The organism is Paenibacillus praedii (genome assembly GCF_049725345.1).
Lineage (GTDB): Bacteria > Bacillota > Bacilli > Paenibacillales > Paenibacillaceae > Pristimantibacillus.
This window is the reverse complement of record NZ_JBMWAM010000014.1, coordinates 80,204-96,650: the sequence shown is the minus strand read 5'-3', so window position 1 is coordinate 96,650 and position 16,447 is coordinate 80,204. Positions and strand designations below refer to the sequence as shown.

The following is a 16,447-nucleotide window of genomic DNA, read 5'->3' as shown; positions in this document are numbered from 1 at the left end:
CCGCCATCACAACTGCGGAACAATAATGGGGAAGAGGAGTGTTACGATGAAAGGGAAATGGGTTTTCAGAATGGTTAGTCTGCTTCTTGCAATGACTTTGCTAGTACCCGCAATGGTCAGCGCTCATACGGTGAGCACGAAAGGACCGACGTCGGATTTGCGTTCCGCTCTCGGCCAAATCCTAGGCGAGCATGCACTGCTTGCCATAACGGCCATGCAGAAGGGTTACGATGGAGCCGCGGACTTCGGCCAAGCGGCTGGCGAGCTGAACCGCAATACCGACGACCTGACCGCGGCGGTCGCTTCCGTATACGGCATGGATGCTGGTGAAGCGTTCAAGGAAATCTGGTCGTCCCATATCGGCTATTTCGTGGATTACGTCAAAGCGACGGCCGCGAAGGACGCAGCCGGACAACAAGCCGCGATTGCCGATTTGGAGCAATATCGGACGGATCAAGCCGCTTTTTTTGCCGGGGCTAATCCGAACTTCGACGAGACCGTCATCGCATCCGAGCTCAAAATGCACATCGATCATCTGCTCGGCACTTTCGATCACTATGTCGCGGGCGATTACGAAGAGGCATACGAGGAAGCATACACCGCTTACTCGCATATGTTCATGACGGCAGACGCGCTGGCCGGCGGTATTGCGGCGCAATTCCCGGATGCATTCACCGACCGCGAAGGCACGAATCCCGCATTCGATCTGCGTTCCGCGCTGGAGCAGAAGCTTGGCGAGCACGCTCTGCTAGCTGTGTTGGCCATGCAAAAGGGGATCGACGGCAAAGCCGATTTCGCAGCAGCAGCGACTTCTCTTAACCGCAATACTGAGGAATTGTCCGCGGCAGTCGGCTCGATCTATGGCGTTGAAGCGGGCGAGGCGTTTGAGGAAATCTGGAGCTCCCATATCGGCTACTTCGTGGATTATGTAACGGCAACTGCCGGCGGTGACCAGAAAAGCAAAGAACAAGCGCTTGCTGATCTTGAGGAATACCGTATGGAGCAAGCGAAGTTTTTTGCCGGGGCCAATCCTGAATTTAATGAAGCCGCCGTCGCCTCCGAACTGAAAATGCATATCAGCCACCTGGTTGACGCGTTTGACCAATACGTAGCGAAGGATTATGATGACGCCTATAAGAGCATTCGTGCCGCTTATGCGCATATGTTCCCGACGGGAGCCTATCTGGCTGAAGGCATCTCGAAGCAATTTCCCGATCTGTTCCACACCGCACCAGCGAAAAACGTCATGAAGGTTTGGTTCCAAATAGGTTCCAGTACGCTGTTCATTGACGACAAGAAAACAGTTATGGATACAGAGCCTTTCGTTAACGACGGTTCGAGCTACATTCCGCTCCGCTACTTGGCAGAAAGCATCGGCGCGAAAGTAACCTGGGACAGTGCTTCCCGATCCGTATGGATCGAAACCGGCAGCAATAAGGCGGAATTCTGGATCGGCCAAAACTTTATGGAGCTGGATGGCAAGCGAATGGTGATCGGCCAGCCCGTCATCATTAAGGATGGCAGAACGCAAGTGCCCGTTCGTTTCATCGCCGAATTGTTCGGCTGGGACGTCGCTTGGGGGGCGAACGATTGGTCGATTACGCTGACTAAGCAGCTAGAGACGGAAGAGAAACATGATATGCACGGGGAGTATTAGGAGCTATACTTTCGAATGAGCATTGATGGGGGATGCAGAGAGAGTATCACCTAGTTCATTTGAATAAAAAATAACTTTAATAAGCACCTCCATTCAAATAGTGAATGGAAGGTGCTTATTTCTTTAGTATCGGTATGGTTACATGATGCCTAGTTATAATGCAAATAATAGTTCCATATTGCCTTTAAAGAAATGAGCGAGGGGATAAATTGATCTCACCATTTCTTAAAGTAGAAGATGACTTATTGATACTCTTAACAATAGCAACTTTATAACTAAAACCACTTAGCAGCGTAGCCAAAATTAATATACTTGCTTGCGAGTTTGGCAAAGAGCATTTTTGGTTTTCCACTCCTTCTGGTAATTTTCTTGATAAAGATTACCCATAAATACAAACTTATTCATGGGCCTGATCAAAGCCATCGAAAGCTTCCAAACGGGTAAAGGCACAAAGCTCGTCACTTTCGCCGCCCGTTGTATCGAAAACGAAATACTGGACCGTCTACACTAAGTTAGACATAAAAAAATAAGGGCTAGTAGAATAGAGACATAGACAAGGAGCGGATCTACTATGCCAAAACAAAGACGTACGTTTACAGCGGAGTTTAAACAACAAATGGTTCAGTTATACGAGAACGGAAAAACAAGAGCGAATATCGTTCGAGAGTACGACTTGAGCGGATCAGCATTGGATCGATGGATTGCACAAAGCCAGAACTCAGGCTCGTTTACCGAGAAGTCGAACCGTACCCCAGAAGAAAATGAGCTTCTCGCTTTACGGAAAGAAAACCAGCGTCTCAAGATGGAGAACGACATTTTAAAGCAAGCCGCGCTGATCATGGGACGAAAGTAAATGTGATTCGCAATAATGTACACAAGTACTCGGTATCAGCAATGTGCGAAGTCCTGCAACTGCCACGAAGCACCTATTACTACAAGTTTGATCCCGCCGCTAACGAGGAAGAACAGCAGCTAGAGGATGCGGTTGTGGATATCTTCGCAGCTAGCCGAAACAACTACGGGACACGAAAAATCAAGGTAGAATTAGGCAAGCGAAATCGGTTAGCCTCGCGCCGTAAGATCGGTCAGATCATGAGCAAAGATGGTCTGATCCAATTACACTGTAGCGCAGTACAAGCCTGTGAAGAGCGATTCTAATGAGGTCGTTGTAAAGAATGAGCTACAACGTGAATTTGATCAAGATGAGCCATTCGCTGTTGTCGTCAGCGATTTGACGTACGTACGCGTAGCTGGTAAATGGCATTATGTATGCTTGTTTGTGGACCTTTTTAATCGTGAAATTATTGGGTGCAGCAGCGGTCCCAACAAGACAGCAGAGCTGGTTCACAAAGCCATAGCAAGCATCTCAGTGCGGTTAGATCGCATTCAAATGTTTCATACGGATCGTGGTAGAGAGTTTGATAACAAACTCATTTCTGAAGCGTTGACAATGTTCGGCGTTACACGTTCCCTTAGCCGAAAAGGCTGACCTTACGATAATGCCGTTGCAGAAGCAACATTTAAAATCTTCAAGACGGAATTCGCTAACCAGACGCATTTCCTCACGGATGAGCAGCTTGACCTCGAACTCCACGATTACGTTCATTGGTTTAATTACCACAGGATTCACGGAACACTAGATTATCTGACTCCTGTTGAAGCCAGGAATATGTTCTTATAAAAGTTGTTCAGTTTTGTGTTGACAATCCAAGCCTTTTTACTTTTTTTAATCGTGTAGGTTTTGGGCTTCGTCATACTATAGATTCGTATTTTCCTTTTTCACTTCAATTCTGAGAACTTATAGATATCTCGAGTTTGCTGATTTTCTCCCCTTCTATTATTAGTGCTTAACTCCTCGTTTTACCGTTTAAAACCATCATTTATGAAGTGGAATCTGTCTTTTTCAATGAATTAAATATAGAAAATAGAAGATTAATATAAATATATCGATACCCGGAGGTGTTGCTGTGGATGAAATGCTTGATGAAATCCAGAGAACGATTGATGAAAAAAAGTTGAATATTGAACGGTATAAAGATGAAACTTATGGATGTTTATTAAGTTCTCCAATATTGGTAGGGAATGATGAAGTGCTTTAACTGTCGTGTAGTTAAGTAATGATCAGTCGGTATTATGGAGAAATTTCACGCGTGTCCGTGTTTCCGGACCAATCGTTACCGGAGGAGTTCATCTGAATGGATCTATCGCAACGAGCATGGTGATGAATAATCCAGTCGGATATCAAATCTGTACTTCTATTTGCGATTTAAATCCATTGTCGGTTAATCCTCCGCACGTATAATTATTTTCATAAGCAGTACGATTGGTTCCGATACTGAGCGCGCCTTGTACCCTGTTGGTATTCAATTCACAAAGGGTTATTTGATTGTGGTAGCGCTTCCAATAATGGCATGGAGGGAGGTGACAGCGCAAATCGACGCGGAGAAGTTACTTACATAACCAGCTGCAGTATGTCAATTAATTAACATAATATGTAACAAAGGGGGCAGAATGTATGGACGAAGCTTCCACACTATGTGTTGGCTATACCTCTATACCGACGATTCTTATCGTGGGTGATGTAACGATGAAAGCCGGTACGATATACGGCCCCAGAGCATTACAGGAATATGAGCTAATCTACTATCCCAACGGCTCGAAAACGGAGTACAAAGTAGAGAATCAGACGATTACGCTGGCAGAACCTTGCTTTTTGCTCAGTCGTCCTGGCGAGACGCATATCTATGAGTACGATCCCGTTCATCCTTCCAGGCATCTGTTCATTCATTTCACATTCGAAGGGAAGGACGGTTCCATTCACAATCAGGATATGCGGATATTACAATCTGACGGGCCCTCATACATACCTGTCAAAAATGAATTACTTATCGGGATGATGAAACAAATCATGTACATCGCCTATACACACTGCGATCGACTGCAGGTACGGGGGAGCGCCCTGTTGCTGGCATTGCTGCAAGAATTGAACGGGATCGTTAACGATATGCCGCAGACGGCCGTCGACAATGCGCTTCCCATCCAGATCGCCAACGCTCTGGAGTACATTGAGCGAAACTTGCTTACGTCGATTTCGATCGAGGCCATCGCCCAGCACGTTGGCTGGACGCACGAACATTTCTCGAGACTGTTTGCCCAGTATATGGGACAAACGCCACGAGAAGCGATCGTTGTCCGCCGGGTCGAACGGGCCTGTCAACTGTTGATGAAAAAAGATTGGAGCGTCAAGCAGATTGCACATGCCGTGGGATACACGGACGAGAATTATTTTTACCGCGTATTTAAAGCGATAAAAGGGATGACTGCTATGAAATATCGGGAGAAGTATTATGATTCCCGTTTCGATATATTGGATCAGGGAACCAGTCTTACCCCCTATCCGCCCAACAGCATACTCTTTTATAGAGCCCATCCGTAAACGGATTCAGGCTTGCAGTATCCGAGGACTGTGGCAAACGACCGATTGTAAGCGCTTAGATTTAGTAAAAAAGGGGCTGGCACGGTGTTAAAGATCCTGAATCGTTTTAAAGTAAGCATCGTTGTAATCATTCTGCTTTTCGTTTTTCTGGTGTACTGGAATAATTCTCGAAAATATGACGACAGTGCCATGGCAAGTATTCCCCAGTACTCCAATGTTGACGAACAATCGATTCTGGCGGCCGATGATATCAAAAGCAAGCTTGAGCCATCTTACCTGAAGTATTTGAAATCGTGGACAGACCAAGGGGCCAAGGACACGAAAGGCTTCAAAGTATCCATTCCTTCGGCTGAGTATTCGGCCGTCAGCTCAACCGGCGTCGGTTCCGAAACGCAGTTAGGCGACCGGGGCGGAAAATTCCTGGTCCTTCAGGATGAGGACAGCTGGGTAGAGTACAAGGTGGATATCCCGGAAGACGGCTTCTACCAGATGGGCATGAGCTATTATGCGATGAAGGGTAAAAGGGCAGCCGTTATCCGCAACGTCCAGATTGACGGGGAATTCCCGTTCTTTCAGGCGAAGAAAATGGAGTTTCAGAGGATCTGGCAGGATGAAGGAAATACTTGGAAAGATAACCAGGGCAATGAATTCAACCCTCGCCGTGTCGAGATCTTTGACTGGCAGTACCGGCCTTTCCGCGATGCCGAAGGCAAGGTATCGGAACCTTTTCGATTTTACCTGGCGAAGGGACAGCACACTATACGCATTAACGCGATTCGTGAACCCGCCGCGATGGGCGAGCTTGAAGTGTTTTCGCCCCAAAGCGTGCCGGCATATGCGGAACTCTCGCAGCAATATGCAGCGAGCGGCTACAAGGAAGTCGAAAATATTTTCATCAAGATTCAAGCGGAGAACGCTACACTGCGTTCGGACCCTACGCTCAGAAGGGTGGAAGACCGCGAACCTGCGACGGAGCCCCTCAATCCGTATGCCGTGACGCTGAACTCGTTCGGCGCAGATGCATGGCGCAAGGGCGGACAATGGGCGGAATGGAAATTCGATGTGCCCGAGACTGGACTTTACAACATGGGAGCGAGGTTCGGGAGCTGGTATTTGAACGGAATTCCGACGGAGCGCTCCATAACGATCGACGGTAAACTTCCGTTCAAGGAGATGAACTCGATGGCGTTCCCATTCGCGCCTAACTGGCAGTTCAAGCCGTTCGGGGACGGCAAGAATGACTATCTTTTCTACCTTGAAAAAGGAGAGCACCGCATGCGCCTGGAGGTGCAAGTCGGGTCGCTGGGTACGGTCTTTGAGACCATTATGGACGTCACACACAAGATGTCGATGCTCTCGAGGGAGGTTCTGCAAGTCACGGGCACGAACCCGGACCCGAACCGCGACTGGAAGCTAGACGATAACATTACGAACCTCGTCCCGCGCCTGCACCTGATGGCGAGAGACATCGATAATTCCATCAAGCTGCTTTATAAATTGGGCGTGCCCAAGGGATCGTCCGAAGTCAGCACGCTAGCGCAGGCAAGGGACCAGCTTCTAAGCCTGGCCAACGATACTGAGACGATTCCCGCACGGCTGACCGCGATGAACGATCTTCAGTCTTCCCTTGGCCAATGGGTTAACGGCCTCAGTCAGCAGAGCCTTATTCTCGATTTCTTCGTCTTGAAGTCCGCGGAGAAGCCCTGGCCTAATGCCGAAGCGCACTGGATCGTGCGCGCGGGTACGTCGATCAGAGACCTCGGTCTTTCGTTTACGAAGGATTACAGCGGGATAGGCAACATCTATAAAGACGAGAAAGTATTGGACGTATGGGTAGCTCGTGGCCGTGATTGGGCGCAAATCATCAAGCAGATGGTCGATGAAGATTTCACTCCGAATACCGGCATTAAGGTTAACGTAAATGTCATTCCGGCTCAGCAGATGCAGCTTCTTCTCCTGGCGCAAACATCGGGACTTGCCCCGGACGTGGCGCTCGGCGTTGAAGGCGAAGTGCCAATTGATTACGCCATTCGAGGCGGTCTGATCAATTTGAACGATTTCCCGGATTACAAAGAAGTTGCGGCCAGATTTAGGCCCGGAGCGCTTATTCCATACAACTATAACGGCGGAGATTACGCGATTCCGGAAAACCAGAACTTCTCTATGCTGTTCTACCGGACGGATATCATGCAGGAGCTGGGCATAACGGAAGATAATATCCCTAACACTTGGCAGGAAGTCATGGATCTCATACCGCTTCTGCAGCAGAACGGCATGGATTTCTACTATCCGCACGCGCCGAACGCGCCGCAGAACGCGATCAATGAATTTGCGCCGTTCCTGTTCCAGATGGGAGGCGAGTTCTACAAGGACGATGGCCGTAGATCCAATCTGGACTCCCCCGAAGCCATGGAAGCCATGAAGATGTGGACGGGATTGTTCACCAACTACAAGATCCAGAAGCAGGCGGATTTCTATAATCGGTTCCGAACGGGAGAAATGCCGATCGGCATCGCGGACTATTATACCTACGTGCTCCTGTCGACTGCTGCTCCCGAGCTAACCGGTTGGTGGAAAATGAAGCCGATTCCGGGCATTCAGCAGCCCGACGGCGTAATCAACCGATCCACCGGCGGCTTAGCCCAGACTGCCATCATGTTTAAATCTACAGATATGAAGCAGCAGGGCTGGGAATTCATGAAGTGGTGGACGAGTGCGGATACTCAGGAACGGTTCGGCTCGGAGCTAGAGTCGCTGCTGGGTGTCGAGGCGCGTTGGAATACTGCGAATATCGATGCACTGAAGCGGTTGCCATGGCAGAAGGATGACATTGACGCGGTATTGCAGCAATGGGAATGGTTTAAGGAGCGGCAGGTTGTTCTTGGTGGCTATTATACCACCCGGCATATCTCCAATATGTGGAATGAAATTGTGCTGAATGGGAAGGTGTCGCGGGAAGCGGTTGAGGATGGCGTCAAGGAAATAGATAAAGAACTGCGTAAGAAACGGGAAGAATTCGGATTGCAATGATTAGGGTTTATCCCAATCGGCGCATGAGACAGGAGCGATTATCAAATGGCGTCACAGACGGCAACGGCAACGAATCGCCCGGCGAATATACGCCGGGCGGGGAAACTCGCGATGTTGTGGTCGGAGATCAAGCGCAATAGGATCTCTTATTACTTCCTTGCCCCCTTCCTTGTTTTGTTTACACTATTCACGGTCATCCCGATCATTACTTCCATATTTCTCAGCTTCACGTATTACAACATTTTGGAGAAGCCCAAATTTATCGGGCTCTCCAACTATCGATTGTTGTTCGTCGATGACGACATTTTCTTGAAAGCAATCGGCGTTACGCTGAAGTTCGCCATAGTCACAGGACCGCTCGGATATATCATGGCGTTTCTACTGGCCTGGTTAATCAGTCAGATTCCGATAAAGTACCGGTTTTTCTACACGTTGTGCTTTTATACGCCTTCCATCACCAGCGCGGTAGCGATGTCCGTCGTATGGCTGTATCTGTTCGCCGGCGATCGCAAGGGACTTCTGAATTACTGGCTGTTGCAGCTAGGCATATTGGATGAACCGTTTTTATTCCTACAGGATGTGAAATCCATCGTGCCCGTCATCATTATCGTATCGCTCTGGATGAGTATGGGAATCGGCTTCCTGGCTTTCCTGGCCGGTCTTCAGAATGTCCCTAAGGACTTATATGAAGCGGCTGCGATCGACGGCGTGAAGTACCGCTGGCAAGAACTGTGGTACATCACGATTCCGTCAGTAAAGCCGCAGCTCTTGTTCGGTGCGGTTCTGCAGGTTGTATTCTCGTTGCAGGTATTCGACGTAAGCGTTCAGCTGGTCGGGATACCAAGCCCGCTTTACGCCGGACATACTATATTGACGCATTTGTTCGATTACGCGTTTATCCGGTTCGAGATGGGTTACGCTTCAGCGATTGCCGTCATTTTATTCGTCATGATGGTTGGCCTTAACCGTCTCATTTTCAAATGGCTGGGAAGGGATTGATTTTATGATTGGCATGGTCAAAGGTACCCGCATTCGATGGGGGGATGTGTTCCTCTATACGTTCTTGACGGCGTTCGGTCTATTGATGCTTGCACCTCTTGTGTATATGGCTTCAACCGCGCTTAAGCCGACTGCGGAGCTGTTTCTCTTTCCGCCCCGCTTTTTCGTTATCAATCCGACACTCAAAAATTTTTATCAGCTGCTTCTGGTAACGGGATCGTCGTTTGTCCCGTTCTCCCGCTACATCTTTAATAGTGTGGTTGTAACCCTGGGTATTTGCCTCGGCGGAATTCTCATCTCGGCGATGGCGGCTTACCCACTCGCCAAGCACAACATGCCTTTTCGGGGAGCGATCTTTAACATGGTCGTGTTTGCGCTTATGTTCTCGCCCATGGTGCTGCAGATTCCCCAGTATCTAGTCATCAGCAAGATTGGTTTGATGAATAGTTACTTCGCTCAAATCATTCCTTATCTGGCCGCTCCGGTAGGCATGTTCTTGATGACGCAGTTTCTGAGGCAGATTCCCGAGGCGCTGCTTGAAGCCGCGCGAATCGACGGTGCGGGAGAGTGGAAGGTGTTCTGGGTGGTGGTCATGCCGATGCTTAAGCCGGCGATTGCGACATTCGCGTTGTTCAGCTTTATCCAAGCGTGGAATGACCCATACCCATCGATGGTATATGCGACACTCGAGGACATGAAATCGCTGCCGCTCGCTATCCAGACGATAAGCGGAGGAGCCGGGGTGGTCGCTCGGGTAGGCACGCTGGCAGCTGCGTCATTCCTTATGATCATTCCAACCATTGTCGTTTTTGTCATTACGCAGCGGATGGTCCTTCAAACGATGGCACATTCTGGCATGAAGGAATAGGAGGGGACGAGTTGAGACGTTTCGGCATTCATAAATTACTTCTCTTCGCAATCGTGGCGGCCGTCCTTCTTTCCCCGGCCCAAGCATTCGCTCAAGCCCCATATACCGGGTACATCTGGAACAACCAGGGAGATGCTCGCTCCATCAACGGTTATTTGTACTATGACTCTATCGATGGATATGACATGGCGTCGGGACCGTTCAACGCGCCGGAGGACTTGTTCATCGACCAGAACGACCACTTGTATGTTGTCGACAGTGGCAACAACCGGATCGTCAAGATGGACAACGAAAAAAAGGTGCTCAGAACAATCGGGGACGAAAGTGGTCCCGGACAGTTAAACGGTCCGAAGGGAATATACGTGAAGAAAGACGGGACAATCTACGTTTCAGATACGCTTAATCGAAGAATAGCGATTTTCAGTGCCGAAGGGAAGTTTCTTCAGGAATTGAAAGCGCCGTCAAGTCCACTCCTCGGCAAGAGCTTCATTTATTCTCCATCCAAGTTGACTGTCGATAAACGCAATTATTTGCTGATCGCGAGCGATGGAGGGAGCGAGGGACTGCTGCAGATCGACGCCAAAGGGGAGTTTAAGGGCTTCTACGGAGCTAACCATGTAGGTTTTAGCTGGCAGCGGCTGTTCATCAAGACGTTCGCAACAAGCGAACAGCGCCAGCAGCTGGCAAGAGTACGGCCGACGGAGTTCTCCAATCTCCACCAGGACCAGGAAGGGTTCATGTATACGACAACCCTTGGCGTGCAAACGAATCAAATAAAGCGACTCAGTGCGGTAGGCGTCGATACGTTGAACTCTAGCCCCAAGGAGTACGGAGATTTGTTCACCGCTGGTTCCGTATTCGAGGTGCCCGCCTTCAGCGATCTCACCGTTGACAACAAGGGCGTAATCACCGCGATCGATCAAGCGAACGGAAAAGCGTTCCAGTATGACAAATTACGTAACCTGTTGTTTGTCTTCGGCGGGCTCGGCGAGCAGAACGGCCTGTTCAAGACACCGGTGGCGATTGATCAAACGTCCGACGGGACAATCTACATTCTCGACAAAGCCATGAACCGAATTTCATTGTTCCGAACGACTCCTTTTGCCGATCTCGTCCATCAGGCTTCCGCGTTGTATGTGGACGGCCGATACGCTGAAGCTATGGAGCCATGGAATAAGGTACTTGAGTTAAACAGCAATTACGATTTGGCGTACAATGCGATCGGTAAAGCACTGTTTAAGGCGGAGAAGTACAAGGAAGCCATGATGTACTTCAGGCTGGGGCGTTCCCAATACGACTATTCGCTCGCGCTGCGTGAACACCGGAAGGAATATATGCGTCAGCACTTCACAATCATTGTCGTCTGCCTTATCGCCATTTATCTGTTGTTGAAATTTGGTGTGCGCCTGGTTCGAAGCAAGTGGAAACAATCCAGAGCCGTTCCGTATGAAAGCGTAACCAAGAATGGGGGTAGAGCCTGATGAACATGATTGCCAACCTGAGACAGGTTCTGACCCGTCCCATGGATTTCTTTTATGACTTACAGTTTGAAAGACGAGCCAATTGGTTCCATGCCATTATCTTGATCGTCTGCGCGGTGATCGTGCGGTTAATCACGCTGTCTGTGACAGGTTATTCATTCGAAGCGCGCGAGCCCTATCAGATTTCATTCGTTTTTGAAACTGTATGGATTATCGTTCCCTGGCTGACCTGGGCAATAAGTAACTGGGCGGTCGGTACTATCCTTGACGGCGAAGGTAAATTCAAGGATATCTTGGTCGCAAGCTCTTACGCGCTAACGCCATACATTCTGCTGATGGTTCCAATTTCCTTTCTGTCGCGAATTTTGTCCCAAGGAGAATCGTCCATTTACAATTTCCTACTGTACTTCACTTACCTATGGGTCGTTTTTCTTTACTTGCTAAAAGTGAAGGTGCTGCATGATTTTGAGCTTGGCAAGCTATTTTTGATCGTGATCCTGACCATCATCGGCATGTTGATCATGTGGTTCATCGCACTGCTTCTAACCGGTCTGATTAACCAGGTCATCACGTTTGCCTTGGATCTTATTAGAGAAGTCAGATTCCGCTTATAGGAGGTGGAGAATATGAGGCCGATAAAGCAAATAAAGGGAATAAAGCGGCTAAAAGGAATGCTTTTGGCCGTAACTGTCGTGTTGGTGTTATTCTCCGGAAAAGCTACTCCGATTCAGGCGGATGAGGAGGACACCAAGAAAACGGAATCCTCTGGATGGGGAAGTTTGATTGACGGGGGGGATTCCTCGGGAGGCAAAACGTCGGCCTCCTCACAATTGGCCGTCACGAAACTGATGGCCGAGAATACGCGGTTCAAGCTGTTTGTGGATGAGAAAGTCGGACAGCTGCGTTTAGAGGACAAGAAAACCCGCAAACAGTGGCTCGGTGCTCCGGGGGAAAGCATAGAATTGGCATCAAGTAACTTGAAATTTGTGCAAGCGCCGGTCCATATCCGCTATACGGAAGGAACCAGCAATACGCAAACGTATCCGTCCAAAGAGCAAGGCACCAAAGTGACAATGACAGCGATCGACAATGGGGCCCGCTTTACGTTCGATGTGCCCGCTATCAAGATTGCTTTTGTCGTTGAATACAAGCTGGTGGATACTGGCCTTGAGGTGAATGTGCCGTTCGACTCCATCAAGGAGAAGGGAGCCGCCAGGCTCACGAGTCTTGAGCTTTTGCCGTTCTTCGATGCGGCGGGCGGAGACGAGGAAGGCGCGCTGTTCGTTCCGGACGGCTCGGGAGCGCTGATCAAGTTTCAAAAGGAGCACCCGAAGTACTTTAACGGCTATTCGGAATTCGTATACGGCGCCGATCCGACTTATCTGCATAAAGTCAACGAAGAAGTACGCGATTGGGTCACCAGGGCACCGAGTCCGAAGGAATCCGTCGCCCTTCCGGTCTACGGCATTTATAAGAAGGATCAAGGATTTCTAGCGGTTGTCACAGGAGGCGAGCATGACGCGAAAATCAATGCGACGCCTTCCGGCGTCAAAAATATTAACTTATACCGAAGCTCGGCCGAGTTTCTATACCGGAACGACGATGTAATCTTTATTGGTAATTCCGGCGAGATCCCAATTTATCAAGGCAACATGATCAAGGGCGACCGTACGGTCAGGTTTATGCTGGTAAGTGAGGATCAGGCGAACTATGTCGGGCTGGCGAGCGCTTACCGGGATTACCTGACCAAAGAAAAAGGGCTCAAGCCGAATCCGCAACAGGAGGTTCCATTCCAGCTTCGTCTGTTCGGAGGCGTCCTGCGCGATGAAATTATCGGCAAGACTTTCGTGAAGATGACGACGTTCGATCAGGCCAAGCAGATGATCGATGCATTTGCCGCTCAAGGGATCGTCAAGATGGAGGTAACTTTCGAAGGATGGTCGGGGGGCGGACAGTTCGGCAACCAGCCCAACCATTTCCCTGCTTCCAGAAAATTGGGGGGGACTAAAGGGCTGAAGGAGCTGGCGGCATATGCCAAATCAAAAGGTGTGGCACTCTATCTCTCCGCGAACTATGTCAGACCATACAGCCAGAGCGACGACGTTCGGGCTTCCAAAGATGCCGTCCGCGGCCTTGACCGAAATGTCCTAAGGGTCAACAACTATTATCTAGCCACCAGGTTCTCGATCTTCCGAGAGAAGTTTTATTTGCTGAAAGCCAATCGTGTATTTAAACGCTACATCCAGCACGAGGTAGATGAATTTACTAAAGCGGGGGTTGCAGGCGTGCATTATGACTATATGGGCGAACTGCTCTACTCCGACCAGGATTCTAAGAATCTGGCGGACCGAAGCCAAACGGCGGGCGTTTGGGTGAAAGCCATGGACCTGATGCGCGAGAAGAATGGCAAGGTCGCCGTCGATTATGGCTTCGCTTATACGTTCGGGCATGTTGATAGGATCGACGACATACCGCTCGACTCCAGCCATTTCACTTATGAGAGTGAGACTGTTCCTTTCTTCCAGATTGCCATCCATGGCCTCATTCCCTATACTGCCGCACCGTCCAATTTGCAGGACGACCCGCGGATAGGACTGCTGCGGTCACTCGAGTACGGAGCGTCTCCTAGCTATATCATGACGCACGAGCCGACCAACAAGCTGAAACGGACAATGGCTGACGTGCTGTTCAGCACCGACTATTCCAAGTTGATGCAGCCTTCTGTCTCAGAATATAAGGAAGTTTCGTCCATCTTAAATAAGGTAGCGGATCAACCGATCGTGAATCACGAGCAGTTTGCTCCTCGGCTGTACAAAACGACTTACGGCAATGGCACCGAGATTATCGTGAATTATAACGATAAGCCTGCCGATGTAGACGGAACAACAGTTCAGGCATACGGATTTACGGTCAAGGAAGGAGAGAACCCCACATGAATAAACGTTCCAGGCTTTCGATGAAGGGAAGACGCATTCTGGAAGGATATACGTTTATCTCGCTCTGGGTGCTGGGCTTCCTGTTGTTCATGGCTATCCCGTTGGGCCGCTCTCTCTATTATTCATTCAATCAGCTGGTGACCTCCAAAACAGGGCTGCAGGCAACGTATGTCGGGTTCGACCAGTTTCGAAAGGCGTTTACTGCGGATGTGAATTTTCTTCCAGCGCTTCAGGGTACGATCGTAAACATGATAACACAGGTGCCCTTGATCCTGGTATTCGCGATGTTCAGCGCCTTGCTGCTGAATCGGCCCATGATCGGCAGAACGTTCTTTCGCGGCGTATTTTTCCTGCCAGTCATCATCGCTTCCGGTGCGATTCTACAGGAGCTACTCGACCAGGGCGCTGACCGTTTGCCGATCTTTAACCAGCCCGACCTGATCTTTACACTTCGCACGATCGTACCGCCGGATGTCCTGGAGCCTCTGCTGCAGACAGCCGACAACTTGACCCTAGTTATGTGGCATTCGGGCGTGCAGATTCTGATATTCCTGGCAGGACTCCAGACCATTTCTACCTCTTTATACGAAGCGGCCGAGATCGACGGTGCCACCAAATGGGAGGCATTCTGGAAGATCACTTTTCCGATGATCATTCCGATGATTTTAGTCAATACGCTGTTCAGCGTAGTAAGTTCGTTCACGGAAGTCAACAATCAGATGATGCAGTATATTCGTAACGTCGTTTTTTCGCAGAACGATTATGGTTACGGCTCTGCAATCGGATGGATTTATTTCGTGGTTATTTTCATCATAATCGGGATTGTGTTCACTCTCTTCCGACGCGGCCTCGAAAATTCGGAAGACAGGAGGTAACGGCATGGCGCAGGCAAAAATAAGCAAGTTGGACCTCATCCAAAAAGGAAAAGCGCTGCTTGAGGAATCCAGGCAGCAGCAGGCACACTCGTGGCAGGCGACAACGATGAAAATCATGCGGAATATAATCAACAAAATCTTCCTGTATCTGACGCTCTCGGCGTTATCATTCGTATTCGTGTATCCGCTGCTGTTCATGATTTCGCAGTCGATGATGCAACCGTCGGACGTCGCGGACGCCACCGTACAGTGGATTCCAAAATCACTGTCGTTCTTAAACTTCGATTCGGCCTTCGGTGCTCTAGGGGGAACCGCAACACGAACCTATTGGGATGCCTTTCTGAACAGCTTTATCATTTCCTTTGGCAGCGCGGCGCTTCAGGTGCTAAGCTGCGCGATCGCCGGATACGGCTTCGCCCGTTACCGGTTTCCGGGGTACATCTTTCTTCTGTCTCTGGTGCTGTTCACGTTCCTCGTGCCTCCGCAGACGATCGTGGTCCCGCTATATCAGTTTTTCGGTGAGCTGGGGTGGCTGAATACACATTTTCCGTTTATCATTCCAAGCGCCATGGGCCACGGTCTGAAAGGCGCCCTGTTTGTCCTGATCTTTATCCAGTTCTTCAGACGCATGCCGAACGTACTGGAAGAGGCTGCCCGAATCGACGGCGCCGGCGCGTTCCGCACGTACTGGACCATCATGCTGCCTCTCGCCAAACCGGCTCTCCTGGTTGTTTTTCTATTCTCCGTCGTCTGGCACTGGAACGATACATTCGAGCCCAATATGTATCTGGTCGTGCCGGATTACTATAACCTGTCGCAGACTCTTGGCATTTTTAACGGCCAGGCGAACGCGAATCTGTCGCAGGCCACCACGACACTTTCAGCCGCACAATCGATCGGCGTGGCGCCTACGCTGATCAATCAGATTTTGGCCGGAGCCCTGCTGACGATTCTGCCGATGCTGGTCCTGTATCTGTTTACACAGCGGCACTTTGTCGAGAGCGTCGAGAAGACCGGTATTGCAGGCGAATAACCGAGCTTTATTTGGGGAGGTGATGCCGGTGCCCGAGTGAGTCACGCTCGGCTGATCGTGCAAGAGGTCAAGTCAAGGGGATATACGGTCTACAGACACAAAAAGCAAGACGCGCAGAAGAAGCAAGCAAAA

At 49.7% G+C, this 16,447-nt stretch carries 11 protein-coding genes and 2 pseudogenes; all 13 read left to right on the top strand.

The features are described from left to right. Window positions 1-46: 46 nt before the first annotated feature. The 13 genes and pseudogenes from ACO9K6_RS14315 to ACO9K6_RS14255 all read left to right on the top strand — a co-directional run bounded on the left by ACO9K6_RS14315 (window position 47) and on the right by ACO9K6_RS14255 (window position 16,315). Entirely contained in the window at window positions 47-1,657 is a 1,611-nt protein-coding gene (locus tag ACO9K6_RS14315; RefSeq protein ID WP_424768240.1) for a copper amine oxidase N-terminal domain-containing protein, read from the top strand. Between the two features lie 403 nt (window positions 1,658-2,060). Continuing rightward, window positions 2,061-2,162, top strand: a pseudogene (locus ACO9K6_RS14310) (sigma factor); the annotation flags it as partial. Between the two features lie 66 nt (window positions 2,163-2,228). Then, window positions 2,229-3,338 (top strand): annotated as a pseudogene (locus ACO9K6_RS14305) (IS3 family transposase). A gap of 286 nt (window positions 3,339-3,624) precedes the next feature. Further along, on the top strand, window positions 3,625-3,756 hold the full coding sequence (locus ACO9K6_RS14300) for a hypothetical protein (RefSeq protein WP_424768239.1): 132 nt from the start codon (window positions 3,625-3,627) through the stop codon (window positions 3,754-3,756). A gap of 416 nt (window positions 3,757-4,172) precedes the next feature. After that, on the top strand, window positions 4,173-5,093 hold the full coding sequence (locus tag ACO9K6_RS14295) for an AraC family transcriptional regulator (protein ID WP_424768238.1): 921 nt from the start codon (window positions 4,173-4,175) through the stop codon (window positions 5,091-5,093). An 84-nt stretch (window positions 5,094-5,177) separates the two neighbouring features. Next, a complete protein-coding gene (locus ACO9K6_RS14290) occupies window positions 5,178-8,123 on the top strand; it encodes an extracellular solute-binding protein (RefSeq protein WP_424768237.1) in 2,946 nt (981 codons plus the stop codon). A 45-nt stretch (window positions 8,124-8,168) separates the two neighbouring features. Next, window positions 8,169-9,122: a carbohydrate ABC transporter permease gene (locus ACO9K6_RS14285; RefSeq protein ID WP_424768236.1), complete on the top strand. Its 954-nt coding sequence runs from the start codon at window positions 8,169-8,171 to the stop codon at window positions 9,120-9,122. A gap of 4 nt (window positions 9,123-9,126) precedes the next feature. Beyond that, on the top strand, window positions 9,127-9,990 hold the full coding sequence (locus ACO9K6_RS14280) for a carbohydrate ABC transporter permease (protein ID WP_424768235.1): 864 nt from the start codon (window positions 9,127-9,129) through the stop codon (window positions 9,988-9,990). 11 nt (window positions 9,991-10,001) lie between these two features. Then, complete coding sequence (locus ACO9K6_RS14275) at window positions 10,002-11,471, top strand: hypothetical protein (protein ID WP_424768234.1); 1,470 nt, start codon at window positions 10,002-10,004, stop codon at window positions 11,469-11,471. Continuing rightward, entirely contained in the window at window positions 11,471-12,085 is a 615-nt protein-coding gene (locus ACO9K6_RS14270) for a Yip1 family protein (protein WP_424768233.1), read from the top strand. Before ACO9K6_RS14275 ends, ACO9K6_RS14270 begins: the two co-directional genes overlap by 1 nt. Before the next feature lie 12 nt (window positions 12,086-12,097). Continuing rightward, window positions 12,098-14,407, top strand: a complete 2,310-nt coding sequence (locus ACO9K6_RS14265; RefSeq protein WP_424768232.1) for a DUF5696 domain-containing protein — start codon at window positions 12,098-12,100, stop codon at window positions 14,405-14,407. Continuing rightward, the gene (locus ACO9K6_RS14260; RefSeq protein ID WP_424768231.1) at window positions 14,404-15,282 is read left to right on the top strand and encodes a carbohydrate ABC transporter permease; all 879 of its coding nucleotides are present in this window, start codon (window positions 14,404-14,406) and stop codon (window positions 15,280-15,282) included. The genes ACO9K6_RS14265 and ACO9K6_RS14260 overlap by 4 nt, the downstream gene beginning before the upstream one ends. A 4-nt stretch (window positions 15,283-15,286) precedes the next feature. Beyond that, on the top strand, window positions 15,287-16,315 hold the full coding sequence (locus tag ACO9K6_RS14255) for a carbohydrate ABC transporter permease (RefSeq protein WP_424768230.1): 1,029 nt from the start codon (window positions 15,287-15,289) through the stop codon (window positions 16,313-16,315). The last annotated feature ends 132 nt before the right edge of the window (window positions 16,316-16,447 follow it).